This is a genomic window from Streptococcus tangpeifui (genome assembly GCF_044503215.1).
GTDB classification, from domain to species: Bacteria; Bacillota; Bacilli; order Lactobacillales; family Streptococcaceae; genus Streptococcus; species Streptococcus tangpeifui.
In genome coordinates this window covers 88,211-107,873 of sequence record NZ_CP172427.1, presented here as the reverse complement: position 1 = coordinate 107,873, position 19,663 = coordinate 88,211, and the positions used below count along the sequence as shown (strand labels likewise).

Here is a 19,663-nt window from a genome sequence, read left to right as displayed (position 1 = left end):
GCGACTTACTATCTTCTATTTTACATCTTCAACAGTTACCAAATGAGAAACTGTTTTGATCATACCACGAACAGCAGAGTTATCTTCTTGTACAACTGAGCTGTTCAATTTGCCAAGTCCAAGAGCAACAACTGTCTTGCGTTGTTCTGGCTTACGACCGATTGGAGACTTAGACAAAGTAATCTTAATTTTAGCCATGTTTATCCCCTTTCTTATCCTAAGTCAGAAACTGAAATACCACGAAGAGCAGCGACTTCATCGGCACGTTTCAATTGCTTCAAACCTTCAACAGTTGCACGAACAATGTTGATTGGAGTGTTCGAACCAAGCGACTTAGAAGTCACATCCGAAACACCAGCCAATTCTACAACGGCGCGGACGGCACCGCCAGCGGCAACACCAGCCCCTTCAACAGCTGGTTTCAACAACACACGAGCTCCAGCGAAGTTTGAGTAAACTTCGTGAGGAATTGTTGTACCAACCATAGGAACATCGATCAAGTTCTTCTTAGCATTGTCTACTGCTTTGCGAATAGCTTCTGGAACTTCTTTAGATTTACCAGTACCAAAGCCAACACGCCCATTGCGGTCACCAACAACTACAAGAGCGGCAAACCGCAAGTTACGTCCACCTTTTACAGTTTTAGAAACCCGGTTGATGGCAACGACGCGTTCTTCAAATTCATTTGCATTGTCTTTAAATGCCATGTTTAGTGTCCTCCCTATTAGAATTTCAATCCGTTTTCACGAGCTGAGTCAGCCAAAGCTTTCACACGTCCGTGATAGAGATATCCACCGCGGTCAAACACCACTTCAGAAATACCTTTAGCTACTGCGCGTTCAGCAACAAGTTTACCGACAACAACGGCCTGTTCTGTCTTAGTTCCCTTAGAAACTTCCTTATCAAGAGTTGAAGCACTTGCGAGCGTTACACCCGCTACGTCATCAATCACTTGAGCGTAGATGCCTGTATTAGAACGAAAGACGTTCAAACGTGGGCGATCAGCAGTTCCAGAGAGTTTTCCGCGAACGCGACGATGGCGCTTTTGGCGGATTTTGTTTTTATCTGGTTTCGAAATCACAATTTTCACCTCTTAAATTTCTATGATGAGTTAGTTTTAGCCAACTCTCGTCAATTTAGAGAATGACAGATAACAGAGAATCTGCACCTGACACCATCTATTATTTACCTGTTTTACCTTCTTTACGACGAACATATTCACCAACGTAACGAATACCTTTGCCTTTATAAGGTTCTGGTGAACGAAGCCCACGGATATAGGCCGCTGTTTGGCCAACAACTTCTTTGTTGATTCCCTTAACAACGATTTGAGTTGGACTAGGCAATTCAAATGTTACATCCTTAGGAGCTTCAACTTCATCTTGGTGTGATTTACCAACAGAAAGCACAAGCTTAGAACCTTGAAGCTGGGCACGATAACCGACCCCACGCATTTCAAGCTCTTTTTGGAACCCTTCTGAAACACCGACAACCATATTGTTAAGGTTAGCACGAGTTGTTCCGTGAATGGTCTTCATTTCCTTAGAATCATTAGGGCGATGAAGTGTTACTTCATTACCTTCAACTTTAATTTCAATATTATGGTCAAACTCACGAACGAGTTCACCTTTAGGTCCTTTTACAGTTACAACGTGGTCCTTATTAGTGATTTCAACACCAGCAGGCAACACAATAACTTTATTACCAATACGTGACATAGTTTTTTGTTTTCTCCTGTTAAATTATCAGGCCGCCTTGTCAGGCGACTAGTTTTCACGGGGTACTCATGATACAAAGGGCGTCAAAACCAAAGTGAAAATAGAAAACTTGACGCAGAAACTCAGGTTTCTAGGAAAGTTTATCTTTTTCACACAGGTTTTAGCCCGTGTTCAAATGAGCAAGTTGTTGGCACCTCTTACGAGATTACCAAACGTAGGCAATTACTTCTCCACCAACATTCTTTTGGCGAGCTTCTTTATCGGTCAAAAGACCTTCAGAAGTAGAAATGATTGCAATTCCAAGGCCATTCAGAACCTTTGGAAGTTCTTCACGTTTCGCGTAAACACGAAGACCCGGTTTTGAAATACGTTTCAAGTTTGTGATAACACGTTGACCATCTTGTCCATATTTCAAGAAGACACGCACAATTCCTTGCTTGTCATCTTCAATAACTTCAACATTTTTCACAAAACCTTCACGTTTAAGAATTTCAGCAATTCCTTTTTTAATGTTTGATGCAGGAACTTCAAGTACTTCGTGACGAGCTTGGTTAGCGTTACGAATACGTGTTAAAAAGTCTGCAATTGGGTCAGTCATAACCATTTTAAATTTTCTCCTTACTAGTAGTTTGAAAACTCACTTGCTAGTTAAATATGATACAAAGGGCGATAAAAGCCATCATAAAATAGGAAACTTGGTGTAGAAGCTTCGTTTTCTAAAAAAGTCTACCTTTTTCCACAAAGCTTCACCTAGATTCATATCGGCCGACTTTGCATCATGTTATTTGAATTCGTGCTAAGCTCTTTGTGAAAAAGATAGATTTTCCTAGGCGCAAGTCGCCTGTGTCAAATCTCCAATTTTCACGGTGAGCTTTTAACGCACTCGTATCATGTTTTTACCAAGACGCTTTAGTAACGCCTGGAATTTGGCCTTTGTAAGCCAATTCACGGAAGCAAACACGGCAAAGTTTAAACTTGCGGTAAACTGAATGTGGGCGACCACAACGTTCGCAACGAGTATAAGCTTGCGTAGAGAACTTCGCTTTGCGGTGGTTCTTAGCAATCATAGATTTTTTAGCCATTACATTTACCTCCTATTTTATTTTGCAAAAGGCATACCAAGGCCTGTGAGCAATTCGCGTGACTCTTCATCGGTATTAGCTGTTGTAACAATAACAACATCCAAACCACGGACCTTATCAACATCATCAAAGTTGATTTCTGGGAAAATCAATTGTTCTTTAATACCAAGAGTGTAATTTCCGCGTCCATCAAAAGATTTTGTTGGGACACCATGGAAGTCACGGACACGTGGGAGTGAAACAGTTACCAATTTATCCAAAAATTCGTACATGCGTTCACCACGAAGAGTAACCTTAGCACCGATTGCTACCCCTTCACGAAGGCGGAAACCGGCGATTGATTTTTTAGCTTTGGTAATCAATGGTTTTTGACCTGAGATAAGAGCCAATTCAGCAGCAGCTTTTTCTAGGTTTTTTGCATTGTTTACAGCATCACCAACACCCATGTTAAGAACAATTTTCTCAACTTTTGGAACGGCCATGACTGATGAGTAGTTAAATTTTTCCGTCAAAGCAGGAACTACTTCATTAGTGTATTTTTCTTTAAGACGATTAGCCATTATATACTTTCTCCTTTCCTTCGTGATTAATCAAGCACTTCGCCTGATTTTTTGTTGTAACGAACTTTCTTGCCGTCAACAAACTTGTATCCAACACGCCCAGCAACGCCGTTTTTATCTAAAACTTGAACGTTTGAAGCGTGAATTGGTGCTTCAACTTCAACGATAGCCCCTTGAGGGTTTTCGTTGTTTGGCTTTTGGTGTTTCTTGACAATAGCAACACCTTCAACTACAACCTTATTTACTTTTGGAAGCGCCTTGAGAACTACAGCTTCTGTGCCTTTGTCCTTACCAGCAATAACGCGAACCTTGTCGCCTTTTTTTACAAACATTGAGTATTTCTCCTATTATTTCTTACGCCCTCTACACTAGGGCACCCTAGATAACTAGCTAGGGGACTAAGTTTGTTTTTCTATTGAGGCAGGAAATTAAAGAACTTCCGGTGCCAAAGATACGATACGCATATAGCCGTTTTCACGCAATTCGCGTGCAACCGGACCGAAAATACGTGTTCCGCGAGGAGTTTTATCATCACGGATCAAAACTGCTGCATTTTCATCGAATTTGATATAAGAACCATCAGCACGACGAGCACCAGATTTTGTACGAACGATAACAGCTTTAACAACGTCACCTTTTTTTACAGCCGCACCTGGTGTAGCTTGTTTTACAGAGGCAACAATAACGTCACCGATGTTAGCGAATTTACGTCCTGAACCACCAAGAACTTTGATAGTCAAGATTTCACGAGCACCGCTATTATCAGCAACTTTCAAGCGACTTTCTTGTTGAATCATGTCAAATGTCTCCTTTTAGTTTGATTAGATAATAACAGCTTCTTCCACCACTTCTACAAGACGGAAATGCTTTGTAGCTGATAGTGGGCGAGTTTCCATGATGCGGACGATATCGCCTTCCTTAGCAGTATTGTTTTCATCATGTGCTTTGTATTTTTTAGAATAGTTGATACGTTTACCATAGACTGGGTGGTTACGTTTTGTTTCAACTACAACAGTGATTGTTTTGTCCATCTTGTCTGAGACGACACGTCCAACAAGGGTTCTGCGTTGATTACGTTCCATTATTAGAATACTCCTTTCCCAATCTATTATTTGTTTTCTGCTTGCACCGTTTTCACACGTGCAATTTGTTTTTTGACTTCGTTCAAACGAGCAGTTTGATCAAGTTGACCTGCAGCTGCTTGGAAACGAAGATCAAAAAGTTCTTTTTTTAGTTCGCTTTCTTTATGAGCAAGTTCTTCTTGAGACAAGCCACGAAGCTCAGCAACAAACTCTTTGATTTCTTTAAGTTTCATGTCTTCTCCTTATTCTGCTTCGCGTTTTACGAATTTAGTCTTAACCGGCAATTTGTGGCTAGCCAAACGAAGAGCTTCACGCGCCACTTCTTCTGAAACATCAGCAATTTCAAACATGACTTTGCCACGTTTAACTGGTGCAACCCAACCTTCAGGTGCCCCTTTACCAGATCCCATACGTACCCCGATAGCTTTTGCGGTGTATGATTTATGAGGGAAAATTTTAATCCAAACTTTACCACCACGTTTCATGTAACGCGTCATTGCGATACGAGCAGCTTCGATTTGGCGGTTAGTAATCCAGTGGCTAGTTGTTGCTTGCAAGCCATATTGACCGAAAGCTACTGTCTTGCCACCCTTAGCTTCACCACGCATCTTTCCACGGAATTCACGACGGTGTTTAACACGTTTAGGTACTAACATTTGTTATTTGCCTCCTTTAGTGTTTTTACGAGCTGGAAGCACTTCACCACGATAAATCCAAACTTTAACACCAAGTTTTCCGTAAGTAGTGTCTGCTTCTTCCCAAGCATAGTCGATATCTGCACGCAGCGTATGAAGTGGAACGGTACCTTCTGAGTATCCTTCTGCACGGGCGATATCTGCACCGTTCAAACGGCCAGATACTTGCGTTTTAATCCCTTTTGCTCCAGCACGCATTGTGCGTTGAATCGCTTGTTTTTGTGCACGACGGAAAGCAACACGTTGCTCCAATTGGCGAGCAATGTTTTCACCAACCAGATGTGCGTCCAAATCTGGTGTTTTAATTTCAACAATATTGATGTGCACTTGCTTTCCAGTCAATTTGTTCAATTTAGCGCGAAGAGCATCAACATTAGCGCCACCTTTACCGATAACCATACCTGGCTTTGCAGTATGAAGTGAAACGATAACTTTATTCACTGCACGTTCAATTTCAATTGTTGAAACTGAAGCATCAGCCAATTCTTTCTTGATGAATTTGCGGATTGCCAAATCTTCATGAAGGTAATCTGCGTATTCTTTTTCAGCATACCATTTCGCATCCCAATCACGGATGATTCCGACGCGCATACCATTTGGATGTACTTTTTGACCCACGATTTTACCTCCTTATTTTTCTGCAACAACTACGGTTACGTGAGTTGTGCGTTTGTTGATTGGCGACGCTGAACCCTTGGCACGTGGACGGAACCGTTTCATGGTTGGTCCTTCGTTGGCAAAGGTTTCAGATACGACCAAGTTTGCTTTTTCCAAACCAAAGTTGTTTTCCGCATTTGCGATAGCTGAATTCAAAACTTTTTCAACTACACTTGCAGCTTTATTTGGAGTGAATTTCAAGATTGCGATTGCATCAGCAACGTCCTTACCACGGATAAGGTCTAGAACAAGACGTGTTTTACGAGGTGAAACACGCACTGTACGAGCCATTGCTTTAGCTGAAGTAATTTCTGCCATTGTGTCCTCCTCCTATTAACGAGTTCTCTTATCGTCTGTTGCGTGACCTTTGTAAGTACGTGTCGGTGCAAATTCACCAAGCTTGTGACCTACCATGTCTTCTTGGATATAAACTGGTACGTGTTTACGTCCATCATAAACAGCAATTGTATAACCGATAAAACTTGGGAAAATCGTTGAACGACGTGACCAAGTTTTGATAACTTTTTTCTTTTCTTCGTTGGCTTGAGCCTCAACTTTTTTCATCAAGTGCTCATCAACGAAAGGTCCTTTTTTAAGACTGCGTCCCATTTAGTATTTTCTCCTTTAAATAAGTACCACAGCGGCTTGGGCGCGCAGGGCATAAGCCCAATATTCAACTAATTCGTCGTCCTGCCCTCGCAAGTTGATTAGAAATTTCTTATAGCCATCTACAAGAAACTGCAATCAACTGCTATGCGAAATCGGCAGCAACAACCAAACGTTCCAAATTGAGTTTTCCCTGATAAACCCTACCGAGCTGGCGGAATGTTCATAACTGACCGGCGCAGTGGTTGACGGTCAAACAGCGGCGTTTTTTAACTTACTATTTTCCACGTCAACTGCGCGATGGTCTCGCTAAGAAGTTTTAACAAACTTCTGCTCGGCCGCCTATTTTTCGTTACGACGACGAACAATAAGTTTGTTTGATTTAGCTTTTTTGCTACGTGTCTTAAGACCAAGCGCAGGTTTACCCCAAGGAGTAGACGGCGCTTTACGTCCGACAGGTGCTTTACCTTCACCACCACCGTGAGGGTGATCATTAGGGTTCATGACTGAACCGCGGACAGTTGGACGAACACCTTTCCAACGATTACGTCCAGCCTTACCAAGGTTAATCAATGATTGTTGTTCGTTGCCAACAACCCCGACAGTTGCACGGCAAGTTCCAAGAATCATACGAACTTCACCAGATTGAAGACGAACAAGAACGTATTTACCTTCTTGACCAAGCACTTGAGCTGATGCACCAGCCGCACGAACAAGTTCTCCGCCCTTACCAGGTTTCAACTCAATGTTATGAATGATGGTACCAACCGGAATATTCGCCAATGGCAAAGCATTACCAACCTTGATGTCAGCATCTGGTCCAGATACGATACGTTGACCAACTTCAAGACCCTTAGGGGCAATGATGTAGGCTTTCACACCGTCAGTGTAGTGAACAAGGGCGATGTTAGCTGTACGATTTGGATCGTATTCAATGGTTTTAACAACTGCTTCAACACCATCTTTGTTACGTTTAAAGTCGATGATACGATAGTGACGTTTATGTCCTCCACCATGGTGGCGAACTGTAATACGGCCATTATTATTACGACCAGCAGTCTTGCTCAAAGAAATAAGCAATGATTTCTCAGGAGTGTTTGTAGTGATTTCTGCAAAATCCAAAGAAGTCATATTACGACGGCCATTTGTTGTTGGTTTAAAAACTTTAATACCCACCTTATTTCCTCCTTAGATTATTCAGCTTCAGCTGCGAACAACTCAATTGCTTTTGAGTCAGCTGTAAGAGTAACGATAGCTTTTTTAGTTTTACTTGTAAATCCTGTGTAACGGCCAACACGCTTTTGTTTTGGCTTAACATTTACAGTATTGACACTGGCAACTTTTACGCCATCAAAAGCAGCTTCAACAGCTTGCTTGATGAGCAATTTGTGAGCACGTGTATCAACTTCAAATGTATATTTTCCGTTTTCCAAGTCAAGCATTGACTTTTCAGTGATAACAGGTTTTTTGATTACGTCGTACAAGTTCATTATGCAAGAACCTCCTCGATTGTAGAGATCGCTTCTTTAGTAATAAGAAGTTTGTCTGCATTTATGATATCAAGAACACTTGCAGTTGTTGCCGTAGCAACAGTTACGTTAGGGAGGTTGCGAGCTGACAGTTCAGCCACATTATTTCCTTCTTCCAAAACAACAAGCACTTTTGAATCAATGCTAAGTGCGCTAAGAACCTTTGCAAATTCAGCAGTTTTTGGTGCTGCAAATGAAAGAGCGTCCACAGCAACCAGCTTTTCTTCAGCAACTTTAGCTGAGAGAACTGATTTCAAAGCAAGGCGACGAACTTTTTGTGGGAATTTGTAAGCATATGAACGTGGAGTAGGACCGAAGACGACACCACCACCACGCCATTGTGGTGCACGAATAGAACCTTGACGCGCACGTCCAGTTCCTTTTTGGCGCCATGGCTTACGACCACCACCAGATACTGCCGAACGGTTTTTAACCGCATGAGTACCTTGGCGAAGACTCGCACGTTGGCTGATTACGACGTCGAACACTACTGATTCGTTTGGCTCGATACCGAAGACAGCGTCGTTCAATTCAACTGTGCTAACTTCTTTACCAGTTTGGTCAAATAGTTTTACGTTTGCCATTATAACTGTTTTCTCCTTTCTTATTATTTAGCAGCCTTTACTGCTGTCTTGATAGTGATAAGAGATTTCTTAGCACCTGGGACGTTACCTTTAATCAAGATAACGTTTTTCTCTGGGATAACTTGTGCAACTTCAAGGTTTTGAATGGTTACACGGTTACCACCCATACGTCCAGCCAAGTGTTTGTTCTTGAAAACACGGTTAGGAGCAACAGGACCCATTGAACCAGGACGGCGATGATAACGAGAACCGTGTGCCATAGGACCACGTGATTGCCCGTGACGCTTGATAGCACCTTGGAAACCTTTACCTTTAGTTGTACCAGTTACATCAACAACATCTCCAGCTTCGAATTGTTCAACTGTTAATTCTGAACCAACTTCCAAGCCTTCAATGTTTTTGAATTCACGAATGAAGCGCTTAGGAGCTGTGTTAGCTTTCGCTACATGGCCTTTGGCAGGTTTGTTGCTCAACACTTCACGTTTGTCATCAAAACCAACTTGAACTGCTTCATAACCATCTGTTTCAACAGTTTTCACTTGAAGCACAACATTTGGTGTTACTTCGATGACAGTAACAGGGATAAATTCACCAGATTCAGTGAAGATTTGAGTCATTCCCACTTTTTTCCCTAAGATTCCTTTTGTCATGAGAAAATATTTCCTTTACTTTAATTTTTTAAAAAGTTTTTTATGAGCGTTTTTCGTGCTCAAAAAAGTTTTTAACGAGCGTTTTTTATGCTCCAGATAAAATCAAATTAGAGTTTGATTTCAACATTAACACCGCTTGGAAGATCCAACTTCATCAAAGCGTCAACAGTTTTTTGCGTTGGATTCACAATGTCAATCAAACGTTTGTGAGTACGCATTTCAAATTGTTCACGAGAATCTTTATATTTATGAGTCGCGCGAATAACAGTGTACAAACTGCGTTCGGTTGGCAATGGGATCGGACCAGCAACTGATGCACCCGTACGGGTTGCAGTTTCTACGATTTTTTCTGCCGCAGTATCCAATGTGCGGTGTTCGTACGCTTTCAAGCGAATACGGATTTTTTTATTTGCCATCTTTTCTCCTCTCGTCTATTTACGATAATAGGCTAGCTCCTCAAGAAAACCGACAGGTCGCTGCGTGGCAATGCAGCCGAGCGTGTCGCAACCTCTTGCATCATAGCTAAGGCTGTAAATTACAGCACCATAATATAATAGCAGAAATACCAAGGCTTGACAAGGGGTTTTGCTTCATTTTTTTGAAATTTTCAGGGGGAAATCCATTATCATTATATACAATCTATTTTTGATCAATGTTGTTTACTATACCTTATTCTTTACAAAAACAAAAGAGCCCTTCACTAGGACTCCTTAAAGATTATAGTTAATGTTAGTAATAGCTTTAGATGAATTGAATACCACCATCAATTTGAACGGCTTGACCAGTCATATAGTCAGATTTAGGCGATGCTAAATAAGAAACATAGTTAGCAACATCAGCTGGCTTTTGCACACGACCCATGGTAATCATCTTAGAATATTGCTCCAAGTATTGACCTTTTTGTCCTCCTTTAAGTTCAACCATCTTTTCATCAATCAGATCCCACATATCTGTCCCAACAATCCCTGGACAGTAGGCATTAACCGTTATATGCTCCTGTCCCAGCTCTTTTGCAGCTGCTTGTGTTAAACCACGAACAGCAAATTTGGTTGATGAGTATGCTCCTAAGAGATCGAAAGCAACATGACCGGCGATACTCGAAGCATTGATAATCTTACGAATTTTTTCCCCATCATTTTGTTTACGGAATTGCTCTGTTGCAACCTGTATTCCAAAAAGAGTACCAAAAACATTGATTTTAAAAATCTTATCAAAATCTTCTGCTGTTTCTTCTTGAAGAGTCTTAATTTGGGCAATTCCAGCATTGTTGACATAAACATCTAATCGACCGAACTCTGCCACTGCCTTTTCAACAAACTTAGAATGATCTTCTTTTTTGGAAACATCCCCTACAACAAAACTCGCCTTATAGCCTTTAGAGGTCAATTCATCAACTGTAGCCTTGGCAGTTGCCTCATTCAAATCTGCAACAATAACTGCAAATCCGTCTTGGCAAAGTTGACTAACAATGCCCTTACCAATCCCTCGACCTCCACCTGTGACAACTGCAACACGATTTTCGTTTGCCATAATGGTACTCCTTTCGCTTTTTAAAACTAAACTCAAGCTGAAGGCTTCCCCAGCTCCTGTCCAACAACCATTACAGCAACATTTTATACATTACAGAAAGCGCTGTCAATAGTTGAAGTCTCTCTTCATGTAATTTAATTCTTCAAAAATTTTACGTTTTTATAACATAAATAGAGAAAGGTAAATCGAAAGGCATTATCAGCCAGAGTAGCCAGCCAAACTGCTGACAAACCATAACCCAATACGACCACCAATAGGTATCCAAGACCGATTCTAATGATCCACATACCAAAGCTAGTGGCATAGAAAGGAAGGTTAGCTCTCCCCAGTCCCTGCCAGACTGCTGTATAAATCAGTGTCCCAGCTGTGATTACCCCCCCAATAAAGGAATAAAAGATGACAATTCCACTGTAGGCTATGACACTGACGTCACTCGTAAAAAGACCTGACAGATGATTCCCTAGAAGAAAGATCAGGCCGCCAACAATTGACATCAAGAAAGCTGCTAGCCAATAGGTTTCACGAACAATCTGTCTTAAAGCCCGATAGTCCTTTTGACCTAAGCTATGGGCAACTAAAATAACTGTTGCTGTGGCCACTCCCATACCTGGCATATAATTAAATTGGGTTAAAGTCTCCCCAATAGCATTACCTGCAACAGCCTTAGTTCCCAGACCAACAATCAAGCTGACAATAATCACATCTCCTGCCCGCATCATTAACCTTTCTCCTGAAGCAGGTAGAACCAAATTCAGCAAAGCCTTATTCCAAAGGCGACTTTCCCTGAACTCTCGCACATCTAATTTAGCTGAGGACCAAAGCAGCAGAGTTCCAATCAAACGCGACAAAACCGTCGAAAAAGCTACACCTGATATCCCCCAATGACAGACAAAAATAGCAAGAGAAGAAAGCAAAGCATTTAGGAGATTGGAAAAAAGGCTAACATACATAGAAACCTTAGGGCGTCCTTGGGCTCGCAAGATATTCCCCAAAACCGTCATCAATCCTAGAAATAGCACTCCCCCGCCAACAATAGCCAAATAAGTTCCGCCTGCCTGAGTTACATTTCTTTGTGTTCCCAATAAACTTAAGAGACTAGAACCAGCAAAGATTGAAAAAAGTCCCAAGAGGACCGTCAAAACCAAGGTCAACAAGAGAGCATCCCAACTATTTCGCCGAGCCAATATTGGCTCCTTAGCTCCTAAATTTTTAGCCATTAGACTAGCAACCGCACTACCTAGAGCAATCAAGACTGCCTGATAGATGGCTAAGATATTATTAGCAACCGATACTCCCGAGACGGCGACAATCCCAACTTGAGCCACTAAGTAGTTATCAACAACCCCCATCAGCATCTGAAGGAAATTCTCTACCATAGCTGGTAGGGCTAAATTCATAATATTTTTTCGATAATTCATTTGATAAATAAAAAAGCCATGTGGCTTTTTCTAAACTCCTAAGTAATCTTCAACAGCCTTCTGCATATTAGCTGTTGCAACGACTGTCTTGTGACGAACTTCAGCAGTTTCTAAACCGTCAACTGCCTTGGGCACCGCTATACCTGATAAACGATGCAGTTCTTCTACCGCCTTGAAGTCATCTCCAGCATCTTGACCAGTGACAGCCGACACAGCCACGCGCGGAAATTTATAAGGACTGGCCGTCGAAGCAATGACAACCGGAGTTTTATCACCAGATTTTTCCTTATAGGCATGGTAAACTGCAGAAGCGACTGCCGTATGAGGATCTTCGATGTAAGCAGACATATCATAAACCCGTTTAATTTCGGCAGAAGTTTCTTCTTCTGTAGCAAAACCAGCCTCAAAGAAGTCTAAGACCTCAGGGCGGACTGGCTCTAATTGGTACTCACCTTTTTCTACTAGACGTTCCATCAAAGCCCTGGTTTTAACAGCATCATTTCCTAAGAGGTGGAAGATTAAACGTTCCAGATTAGACGACACCAGAATGTCCATAGAGGGACTAGAGGTTACCTTAAAATCTCGTTTTTTATCATAAACCTTGGTCGCGAAAAAGTCTGTTAAAACCTTGTTTTCATTTGAAGCACAAATCAACTTAGCAATCGGAACTCCAATTTCTCTCGCATAATAGGCCGCTAGAATGTTACCAAAGTTTCCGGTTGGTACTGTCACATTGATTTTTTCACCATTTTGGACATCCCCTGCCTTAACTAATTGAGCATAAGCATAGACATAGTAAACAATTTGCGGTACTAAACGACCAATATTCATAGAATTCGCAGAAGATAGCTGCATCTTCTTATCTAGCAGTCTTTGCCCCAATTCCTCATCGTTAAACATCCGCTTAACATCAGTTTGAGCATCATCAAAGTTGCCTTCAATCGCAACTACATGAGTATTAGAACCCTTTTGCGTAGTCATCTGTAATTCTTGAATCTTACTGACACCGCCTTTAGGATAAAAGACGATAATTTCTGTTCCGGGTACATCCGCAAAACCAGCCATAGCTGCCTTACCTGTATCACCAGAAGTCGCTGTAAGGATGACAATTTTATTATCAACCCCTTGCTTCTTAGCCGATGTTGTTAAGAGGTGAGGTAGGATTGATAAAGCCATATCTTTAAAGGCGATGGTTGAGCCATGAAAAAGCTCCAAATTATACTGATTTCCCAATTTCACCAGAGGAGCAATCTTTGGCGTATCGAACTTACTGTCATAAGCTCTTGTAATGCAAGCATCTAACTCAGCTTCCGTAAAATCATCCAAAAAAGCCGATAGCACTAATTTCGCCACTTCTTGGTAAGATGAGTCTTTTAACTGATTAAAATCAAGCTCAACCTCAGGCAAGTCCACAGGAGTAAAAAGCCCCCCATCACTCGCCAAACCGTGCAAAATCGCCTGACTAGCTGTCACCTGATTTTGAGCATCTCTAGTTGATTGATAAATTAAGGTCATAATTTTTTCCTATTCTAAAAAGATGAAAATTTACAATACTTACTGGCCACTGGCCCAATTAATTTCTAAGATTTTGAACACAATTAGCTGCTTTTCCCAAGCAAGTTTCTCGACAACTTAGCCTTGGTCAATAGTCTTTGAAACATTATAACATAATTGTCAGAATATTTGGCAGTCATTCTAGGCTTAAACGATAAAATGTTCAATTTGTTAATTCCCAAAGCCACAGGCTGTTGTCACCCTTTTTATAGAAGACTCAAGCCTTAAAAAGGCTATCAAAAAACAGAACCTAGCTAATACTAAGCTCTGTTGGGTTTAAATGATTTTCTCACACCAATTCCAGTTCTCTAAAACATCTAAACTGCTCAAGAATTTAGCCAAGCAAGTAAGACAGGGCTTAAATAGCCTAAACTCTCAGCCTTATTCAAGATTTAAACTGACAGTGTGCCCTTTAGCATCCGTTAAAGTCAAGCCAGATGAAGTCTTTTTATAAGATACCTTCTCACCTTTTCCAAAGCTAGTCAGTTCACTATCTGAATTGACCTTGGTTATTTCAATTTTACCGCTAACACGATCAACCTTCCCCTCAAATAAAGTACCCGATGCTTGTCCTTTATCAGAATCATAATCTAAGCCCTCATTTTCCACTTCACTAGAAAAGGTTTTCTCAAACCCTTTTTGATCTAGATTAGATTTCTTAATCAAACTGTTCATCAGGTAGTTCCATTCATCATTTGAGAAATCATCCTTATATTCAGAATAATAGGAACTAAAGTTAGATTTTACTTCATCATAAAAGTCATCATAATTCACATCATAGCTAACAGTTGCCTTGACCTTATCGTCCTTAATAATTGTTTCAACCTTGGCATTATCAGTAAAACTGGAGTAGCTAATAGTTCCCTTGTCAAAATCAGCATCTTTCAGCTCCTCTTCTAAGTCCTTCTGCATACTTTTAACTTGATAGGTCCCATCAACATTTCCTGATAGTTGGCGATACAAGAAGATGCCACCGACAAGTAAAATAATAGCAGCAACACCCCCGACAATACTCCAAACAATTCGTTTAGTCCGACCAGATTTGGCTTGAGGAGCCACAACATAAGCACCTTGAACAGGAACACCATTAGGAGCTGCAGAGTTACTCATCATGTTAGGATTCTGATAAACCGGCGCTGTTCCAACAGGATTCCCTACCGGAATATTATTGACTGCCTGAGGCGAAACTGGTTGGGGTTGAACAAACGGCTCTTGAGACTGAGTCTGAGGGGTTTGAACTTGATTATTGACAAAATTTGGGGAATATTGAGGATTTTGAACCCGATCGTTAGCTGGCCCCTGAGGCATCTGCGGTGAGCCAGCCATCGTATTTGGGGGAACCACTCCTTGATGAGGAAGGGGTTGATCAAAATTAGGTTGACTAACCTGATTTTCCTGATTCTCTTCTGTTGATAATTCTGACTGCAGATTTACTTGACTATTGAGAGACTCTGATTGAGCATCCTCTGAATACTCGCTAAATTCTTCTGTTGACATAAAAGCTCCTGTTCAGATTATTTTAAGTTAATCCTACCATGCTTTACTAAAACTGTCAATCACATTGGAAAGAAAATTTGCTTAAACATACGAAAAAACCAACCCAAATAGGTTAGTTTTCAAGCCATTTTATTTCTTTTCAAGCTTAAGTGTATCACTATCGCCACTATCTGTTAAAGTAATACCTGTGCTTGTTTTCTTATAAGAAGTTGTCGAACCTTTTTTGATCCCCTTTAAATCTTTGAAAGTACCATCATCATCACTAGTCTGTAATTTACTATTATAATTTGTGACTTCGATTTTCCGTGACCAACGATTAACCTTCCCCTTAAAGATTATTCCTGATACAACCCCAGTATCTGAGTTGTAGGTTAGACCATCTTCCTCAGCAGATTCCTCTATCGTCTCGTTGAAGTCACTAATAACAGCTTCTTTTGATGGCATTTGAGATTTCACAAACTGTTTTTGTTCACTTGAGAAGCCAGCCAATTGACTTTCAATAGTTTCTTGATAAACCTTGTAAGCTTCATCTGTATCAACTTTATAAATAACACTAGCCACAGCTTGGTTATCTTTAACCTTAATATCAACATCCATATCCGTAAAGATTTTGCTGTAATCAATATCACTATCTGTATTCTTTTCTTCAATTTCCTTTTGGAATTCTTTTTCTAGAGACGCTGCATGATAGTTTCCATCAATATTACCAGATATATACCACCAGGCTGAACTCCCACCTGCAATCAGAGCAATAGCAGCTAGAACTGACACAATAATGATAACGATCAGTTTGGCATTCATGCTCTTTTTCGCTTGCATCGGTACCTGCCCCGGAGCCATTCCTGGCATTGGACTTTGATTTATTTCTTGTGACATGACAGTCTCCTTTTAGTTTTATTTAAGTTAAATTTTAGCATTTCTTCTTGCTACTGTCAATAAAAATATCAAAAATCAATATACAGCCTATCCCAGTCACAGCCTTACTAACTTCAAACCACAAAGAAAAGTCTGGAACAAAAGTCCAGACTCATTAACATTATTATAGATTTAACTAGATTGACGCAGTGGTTGGGAGTAAAACTTGTTGGCTATGCCAAGAAGTCTTACCCCTACACAGTTCTAGGTGCTTTAGCATCAATGAACCACTGCTGATTGGCTTTCTGTAACTGGACGCTTCTTAATAGCGTTTACCTTAAACAGTCCACTGAACTAATTAACTACCACGCAAGAGAAAGGTCAAGCAATCTGAGAGACTGTTTGAGAAGACCAATATCAACTATGTGGAGATGGGATTGAAATGCTCAAGTGGACTTTGGTAGTCTAGGGATAGACTGCCAAAACTTGTCATCTAAAAATAGGAAAGTGGCAGAGACCTGAGCCTTAAAACAAGAGAGCAAAGAAAATCAAAATCGTGATTTTATCACGGTTTACTGATTGAGTCCCACTCTCTTAACCTAATCTTTTCTCAACTGAATATCCTTGTCAGCTTCCAAATTAATACCAGTTGATGTTTTCTTAAAGGCTAGTGATTCACCTTTTTTAAAAATATCCAAAGCATTAGTTCCTTGCTTATCATCGCTGGCTACCAAGCCACCCTTGTCATAGTATTTTGTAATATCAATGCTATGAGTCCAGCGGTTGACCTTACCTTCAAAAATAGTAGCAGTCGCTGTACCAGCTTCTTCATTAAAAGTAAAGCCAGATTGCTTAGCTAGAGCTGATGTCTGTTCGTTGAACTGCTTGATAAAATCCTCTTCAGTCGTAACTGTACCATACTGTTGCAAATCATCCAGACTAATCCCTGGGTGCTTTTGGATGTCGGCTTCCAACATATTCTTATATTGGTTATAAGCTTCTTTTCGGTCAAAACTGATAGTCTCTGTTGCTACAGCTTTGTCATTTTGAACCTTAACCTTCACCTTAAAATCAACATACTGACTCACATCAATCTTTGTTTCAGAGCCACTAATATCTTCACTGCTCTTAACAGAGTTTTTTGATTCTTCTTCTAGGGTTACTGCCCGATAGTGCCCATCAATATCACCAGACAAATAACGATAAACAGCCCCACCAGCTCCCACTAAAATTAGAATAAGGAAGAGTGTCCAAAAGATCTTCCTTCCCTTTGACTTTTTCTTAGTTTTTTTGTGGGACTGCGTTCGGGAACCTCTTCGACTAAAACTTTGCTCCTGTACAAATTCTTGATTAAATTCTTCTGACATGTTCACTCCTATTATTCGTGCTAAAAGCCAGCTTATCATCTAAGCTGGCTACTGTCAACGATAATTCCTTATGTTTTTTAAATGTAATATTCTTGTTACTGACCCTTGGCTGGTTTTCTAGCAGCATCAGCTACAGCATCCTGAATCGTTTGTACATAAAGGTCTGCTCCGTTAGTTGATTGGGAATAGTGGACACCATCAGTTCCTCCCCAAATATCCGGATTATCCTGAGCAGTTTGGTACCAATCTGCTACACTAATATACTCATTATCCTTAGCTAGCTGGAGCTCATAATCACGTATAGCAGACATCTTAGTATCTTCTTGGGAATCATAAGGCGTCACCAAAACTAGACGATGACCGTCTGGTAAAGCATCTAAAAATTGCTGAATATCATCCTGATAATTATCTGGTGAATTAACACCAACCGCTAAGACTACTGTCTCTGGCAAAGTATTAGAATCAATATTCGTTTTAAAAGTTTCATAAGCTGCATCAAAACTCCGACTGACTGAAGCGTCTAGTAAAGCATTAGGCATCTTACTAGTAAAAGTATCCTGAGAACGCAGAGTCACCGAATCACCAATAATCAAAACATTATTCATAGCATTGGCATCACCAGCTGTCCGCTGATTGGTTAAATTCATTCCAGTGTCTGCTTGGGTAAGTGAATCTACTAAGACTCCTGATTCAAATTCTCCTAATTTTGGAGCCATAAAAGTGATTAATAAACTGGCTACAGCCAAAACACCTGCCACTCCCTTAATCCATTTTTCATAAGGAGTAGTGATATTGAGCTTGATCCCCAACATTTTAGGCTCTTTACCTGCAATCATTGGCTCAATAACATAGAAAGAAAGAGCCGCGAACACTGTCGAAAGGACAAAGGTTAACAAACTTGCCAACCAATTTGGCAGCAATTGGGAGAAGATGATGTAAAAAGGCCAGTGAAAAAGATAAATACCATAACTGACATCCGAAAAGAAGGTAATAACCAGAGGTTCATCCACATCAGGAATTTTATCATGCAGGGCTCTCGCCGCATAAATCATGAGGCAGGCAAAGAGACTTGCCAGAGCAAAACCAAAGAGGTAGGTCAATTTTCCTTCATAATTTAAGACAAAACCAAGTAAAAGAAGCAAGACAAAACTACCAATAAATTGCAGCAAGATACGCTGTAAGGGCCAGCGTTCTACATTTTTTCGGAAACGCTTAGTCGTATCTGTTACTCCCGACATAGTGGCATAAATGGCACCCAGATAGAAAGGAAAACTGTGACTAAAAGTTGAAAAATAATTAAAAGAAACATCGGTAAGGAAACTACCGATAAACATGGTCAAGTAACCTAGCAAAAAGAGACCAGTCGAAGCCAAAAAGATAGCTCCACGGAAGTTCCCCTGTGAGAGTTTCCGCTTTGATAGCCACCAGATAAGGACACCCCAAAAGATGTAGAAATGTACTTCAACTGCCAAACTCCAAGTATGAAGAAAGAGATGGGGGGTGAACTGATTTTCATAGTTACTTCCGATAAAAATCTCATACCAATTGGTCATAAAACCAAAAGCCGCAACAATTTGCTTACCGATACTGGCGATAAAATCATTTCTGACTAAGAGGGTAAAGGGCATGGTAACCAAAATCATAATCACCACTGGTGGAACAATCCGGTAGAAACGCCGCTTAAGAAATCCTAACAAGTCAATACTTTGTTTGCGATGATACTCATCAATCAAGAGAGCTGTAATTAAGAATCCTGAGAAGGCAAAAAAGACATCAACCCCGATAAAACCGCCAGGCAATGCTTTCCTAAAAAAGTGGTAGACCAGAACCAAGAAAAGTCCTGTTACCCTGACAAAAGAAAACCACTTAATCCTCATTTTTGATAAATTCCTTGCTTAAACCTTCCACTGTATTTCTTCCCATCAGCTGTCGTCAGGGTTCCCTTACCATTAGCCTGACCTTTACTAAATTCGCCTTTATAAGTCCAGCCACTTTTAGCCTTAAAAGTCCCCTGACCTTCAAACTGTCCATTGACGAAATCTCCTTCGTACTGATCCCCGTTTTTATAAGTTAGCTTACCTTCGCCATTCATCTTATTATTTTTAACACGACCGACATAGACAATCTTGTTCTTATCAAACTTTAAAGTCTGATGAGAACCAAAAGGCATTTTCAAAATAGAGAGGGCACACAAAAGGATAACAATAGCAGCAGCTATTTCCAAACGTTCTCTAGTCAGCTGACTCAAAAAATCTTTTATTTTCTTTTCCATTAGACAC

28 protein-coding genes are annotated in these 19,663 nt (G+C 40.6%); all 28 read right to left on the bottom strand.

The window, feature by feature from the left end:
* Positions 1-15 precede the first annotated feature (15 nt).
* Positions 16-198 (bottom strand): 50S ribosomal protein L30, encoded by a 183-nt coding sequence (gene rpmD, locus ACFSN5_RS00660; protein ID WP_165212439.1) that lies wholly within the window; start codon positions 196-198, stop codon positions 16-18.
* Positions 199-212: 14 nt separating this feature from the next.
* Positions 213-707: a 30S ribosomal protein S5 gene (rpsE, locus tag ACFSN5_RS00655; protein ID WP_165212441.1), complete on the bottom strand. Its 495-nt coding sequence runs from the start codon at positions 705-707 to the stop codon at positions 213-215.
* A gap of 17 nt (positions 708-724) precedes the next feature.
* Positions 725-1,081 carry a 50S ribosomal protein L18 gene (rplR, locus tag ACFSN5_RS00650; RefSeq protein ID WP_003001342.1) on the bottom strand — a complete coding sequence of 119 codons (357 nt, stop codon included), beginning with the start codon at positions 1,079-1,081 and terminating at the stop codon, positions 725-727.
* A 100-nt stretch (positions 1,082-1,181) separates the two neighbouring features.
* On the bottom strand, positions 1,182-1,718 hold the full coding sequence (gene rplF, locus ACFSN5_RS00645; protein ID WP_004226133.1) for a 50S ribosomal protein L6: 537 nt from the start codon (positions 1,716-1,718) through the stop codon (positions 1,182-1,184).
* Between the two features lie 205 nt (positions 1,719-1,923).
* Positions 1,924-2,322: a 30S ribosomal protein S8 gene (rpsH, locus tag ACFSN5_RS00640; RefSeq protein ID WP_004227018.1), complete on the bottom strand. Its 399-nt coding sequence runs from the start codon at positions 2,320-2,322 to the stop codon at positions 1,924-1,926.
* A gap of 292 nt (positions 2,323-2,614) precedes the next feature.
* Positions 2,615-2,800 carry a type Z 30S ribosomal protein S14 gene (locus ACFSN5_RS00635; protein ID WP_002959375.1) on the bottom strand — a complete coding sequence of 62 codons (186 nt, stop codon included), beginning with the start codon at positions 2,798-2,800 and terminating at the stop codon, positions 2,615-2,617.
* Positions 2,801-2,817: 17 nt separating this feature from the next.
* Entirely contained in the window at positions 2,818-3,360 is a 543-nt protein-coding gene (rplE, locus tag ACFSN5_RS00630) for a 50S ribosomal protein L5 (RefSeq protein WP_004227682.1), read from the bottom strand.
* A 26-nt stretch (positions 3,361-3,386) separates the two neighbouring features.
* Positions 3,387-3,692 (bottom strand): 50S ribosomal protein L24, encoded by a 306-nt coding sequence (gene rplX / locus ACFSN5_RS00625; RefSeq protein ID WP_003001275.1) that lies wholly within the window; start codon positions 3,690-3,692, stop codon positions 3,387-3,389.
* Between the two features lie 96 nt (positions 3,693-3,788).
* Positions 3,789-4,157 carry a 50S ribosomal protein L14 gene (gene rplN / locus ACFSN5_RS00620; protein ID WP_002959382.1) on the bottom strand — a complete coding sequence of 123 codons (369 nt, stop codon included), beginning with the start codon at positions 4,155-4,157 and terminating at the stop codon, positions 3,789-3,791.
* A 24-nt stretch (positions 4,158-4,181) separates the two neighbouring features.
* Positions 4,182-4,442 carry a 30S ribosomal protein S17 gene (rpsQ, locus tag ACFSN5_RS00615; RefSeq protein WP_004226848.1) on the bottom strand — a complete coding sequence of 87 codons (261 nt, stop codon included), beginning with the start codon at positions 4,440-4,442 and terminating at the stop codon, positions 4,182-4,184.
* Between the two features lie 26 nt (positions 4,443-4,468).
* Entirely contained in the window at positions 4,469-4,675 is a 207-nt protein-coding gene (gene rpmC / locus ACFSN5_RS00610) for a 50S ribosomal protein L29 (RefSeq protein WP_165212443.1), read from the bottom strand.
* A gap of 9 nt (positions 4,676-4,684) precedes the next feature.
* Positions 4,685-5,098, bottom strand: a complete 414-nt coding sequence (gene rplP / locus ACFSN5_RS00605; RefSeq protein WP_165212445.1) for a 50S ribosomal protein L16 — start codon at positions 5,096-5,098, stop codon at positions 4,685-4,687.
* Between the two features lie 3 nt (positions 5,099-5,101).
* Positions 5,102-5,755, bottom strand: a complete 654-nt coding sequence (rpsC, locus tag ACFSN5_RS00600) for a 30S ribosomal protein S3 (protein WP_004226514.1) — start codon at positions 5,753-5,755, stop codon at positions 5,102-5,104.
* A gap of 12 nt (positions 5,756-5,767) precedes the next feature.
* On the bottom strand, positions 5,768-6,112 hold the full coding sequence (gene rplV / locus ACFSN5_RS00595) for a 50S ribosomal protein L22 (protein ID WP_004228640.1): 345 nt from the start codon (positions 6,110-6,112) through the stop codon (positions 5,768-5,770).
* Between the two features lie 15 nt (positions 6,113-6,127).
* On the bottom strand, positions 6,128-6,403 hold the full coding sequence (rpsS, locus tag ACFSN5_RS00590; RefSeq protein ID WP_002959393.1) for a 30S ribosomal protein S19: 276 nt from the start codon (positions 6,401-6,403) through the stop codon (positions 6,128-6,130).
* Positions 6,404-6,742: 339 nt separating this feature from the next.
* Entirely contained in the window at positions 6,743-7,576 is an 834-nt protein-coding gene (gene rplB, locus ACFSN5_RS00585; protein WP_165212447.1) for a 50S ribosomal protein L2, read from the bottom strand.
* A gap of 17 nt (positions 7,577-7,593) precedes the next feature.
* Positions 7,594-7,890, bottom strand: coding sequence for a 50S ribosomal protein L23 (locus tag ACFSN5_RS00580; protein ID WP_019769788.1), 297 nt, complete (start codon positions 7,888-7,890; stop codon positions 7,594-7,596).
* Positions 7,890-8,513, bottom strand: a complete 624-nt coding sequence (gene rplD, locus ACFSN5_RS00575) for a 50S ribosomal protein L4 (protein WP_165212449.1) — start codon at positions 8,511-8,513, stop codon at positions 7,890-7,892. Before rplD ends, ACFSN5_RS00580 begins: the two co-directional genes overlap by 1 nt.
* A 23-nt stretch (positions 8,514-8,536) precedes the next feature.
* Entirely contained in the window at positions 8,537-9,163 is a 627-nt protein-coding gene (rplC, locus tag ACFSN5_RS00570) for a 50S ribosomal protein L3 (RefSeq protein ID WP_165329450.1), read from the bottom strand.
* A gap of 107 nt (positions 9,164-9,270) precedes the next feature.
* Positions 9,271-9,579 carry a 30S ribosomal protein S10 gene (gene rpsJ / locus ACFSN5_RS00565; protein ID WP_002959404.1) on the bottom strand — a complete coding sequence of 103 codons (309 nt, stop codon included), beginning with the start codon at positions 9,577-9,579 and terminating at the stop codon, positions 9,271-9,273.
* Between the two features lie 325 nt (positions 9,580-9,904).
* Positions 9,905-10,693 (bottom strand): acetoin reductase, encoded by a 789-nt coding sequence (locus ACFSN5_RS00560; protein WP_165212453.1) that lies wholly within the window; start codon positions 10,691-10,693, stop codon positions 9,905-9,907.
* Between the two features lie 134 nt (positions 10,694-10,827).
* Positions 10,828-12,111, bottom strand: a complete 1,284-nt coding sequence (locus tag ACFSN5_RS00555) for an MATE family efflux transporter (RefSeq protein WP_165212455.1) — start codon at positions 12,109-12,111, stop codon at positions 10,828-10,830.
* A 30-nt stretch (positions 12,112-12,141) separates the two neighbouring features.
* Positions 12,142-13,626, bottom strand: a complete 1,485-nt coding sequence (gene thrC, locus ACFSN5_RS00550; protein WP_165212457.1) for a threonine synthase — start codon at positions 13,624-13,626, stop codon at positions 12,142-12,144.
* A 420-nt stretch (positions 13,627-14,046) separates the two neighbouring features.
* Positions 14,047-15,162: a hypothetical protein gene (locus ACFSN5_RS00545; RefSeq protein ID WP_165212459.1), complete on the bottom strand. Its 1,116-nt coding sequence runs from the start codon at positions 15,160-15,162 to the stop codon at positions 14,047-14,049.
* Positions 15,163-15,291: 129 nt separating this feature from the next.
* Positions 15,292-16,038: a hypothetical protein gene (locus tag ACFSN5_RS00540; RefSeq protein ID WP_165212461.1), complete on the bottom strand. Its 747-nt coding sequence runs from the start codon at positions 16,036-16,038 to the stop codon at positions 15,292-15,294.
* Positions 16,039-16,616: 578 nt separating this feature from the next.
* Positions 16,617-17,384: a hypothetical protein gene (locus tag ACFSN5_RS00535; RefSeq protein WP_165212463.1), complete on the bottom strand. Its 768-nt coding sequence runs from the start codon at positions 17,382-17,384 to the stop codon at positions 16,617-16,619.
* Positions 17,385-17,479: 95 nt separating this feature from the next.
* Positions 17,480-19,261, bottom strand: coding sequence for an acyltransferase family protein (locus ACFSN5_RS00530; protein ID WP_165212465.1), 1,782 nt, complete (start codon positions 19,259-19,261; stop codon positions 17,480-17,482).
* Positions 19,258-19,656 (bottom strand): MORN repeat-containing protein, encoded by a 399-nt coding sequence (locus ACFSN5_RS00525; protein WP_165212467.1) that lies wholly within the window; start codon positions 19,654-19,656, stop codon positions 19,258-19,260. Before ACFSN5_RS00525 ends, ACFSN5_RS00530 begins: the two co-directional genes overlap by 4 nt.
* Positions 19,657-19,663: the final 7 nt, after the last annotated feature.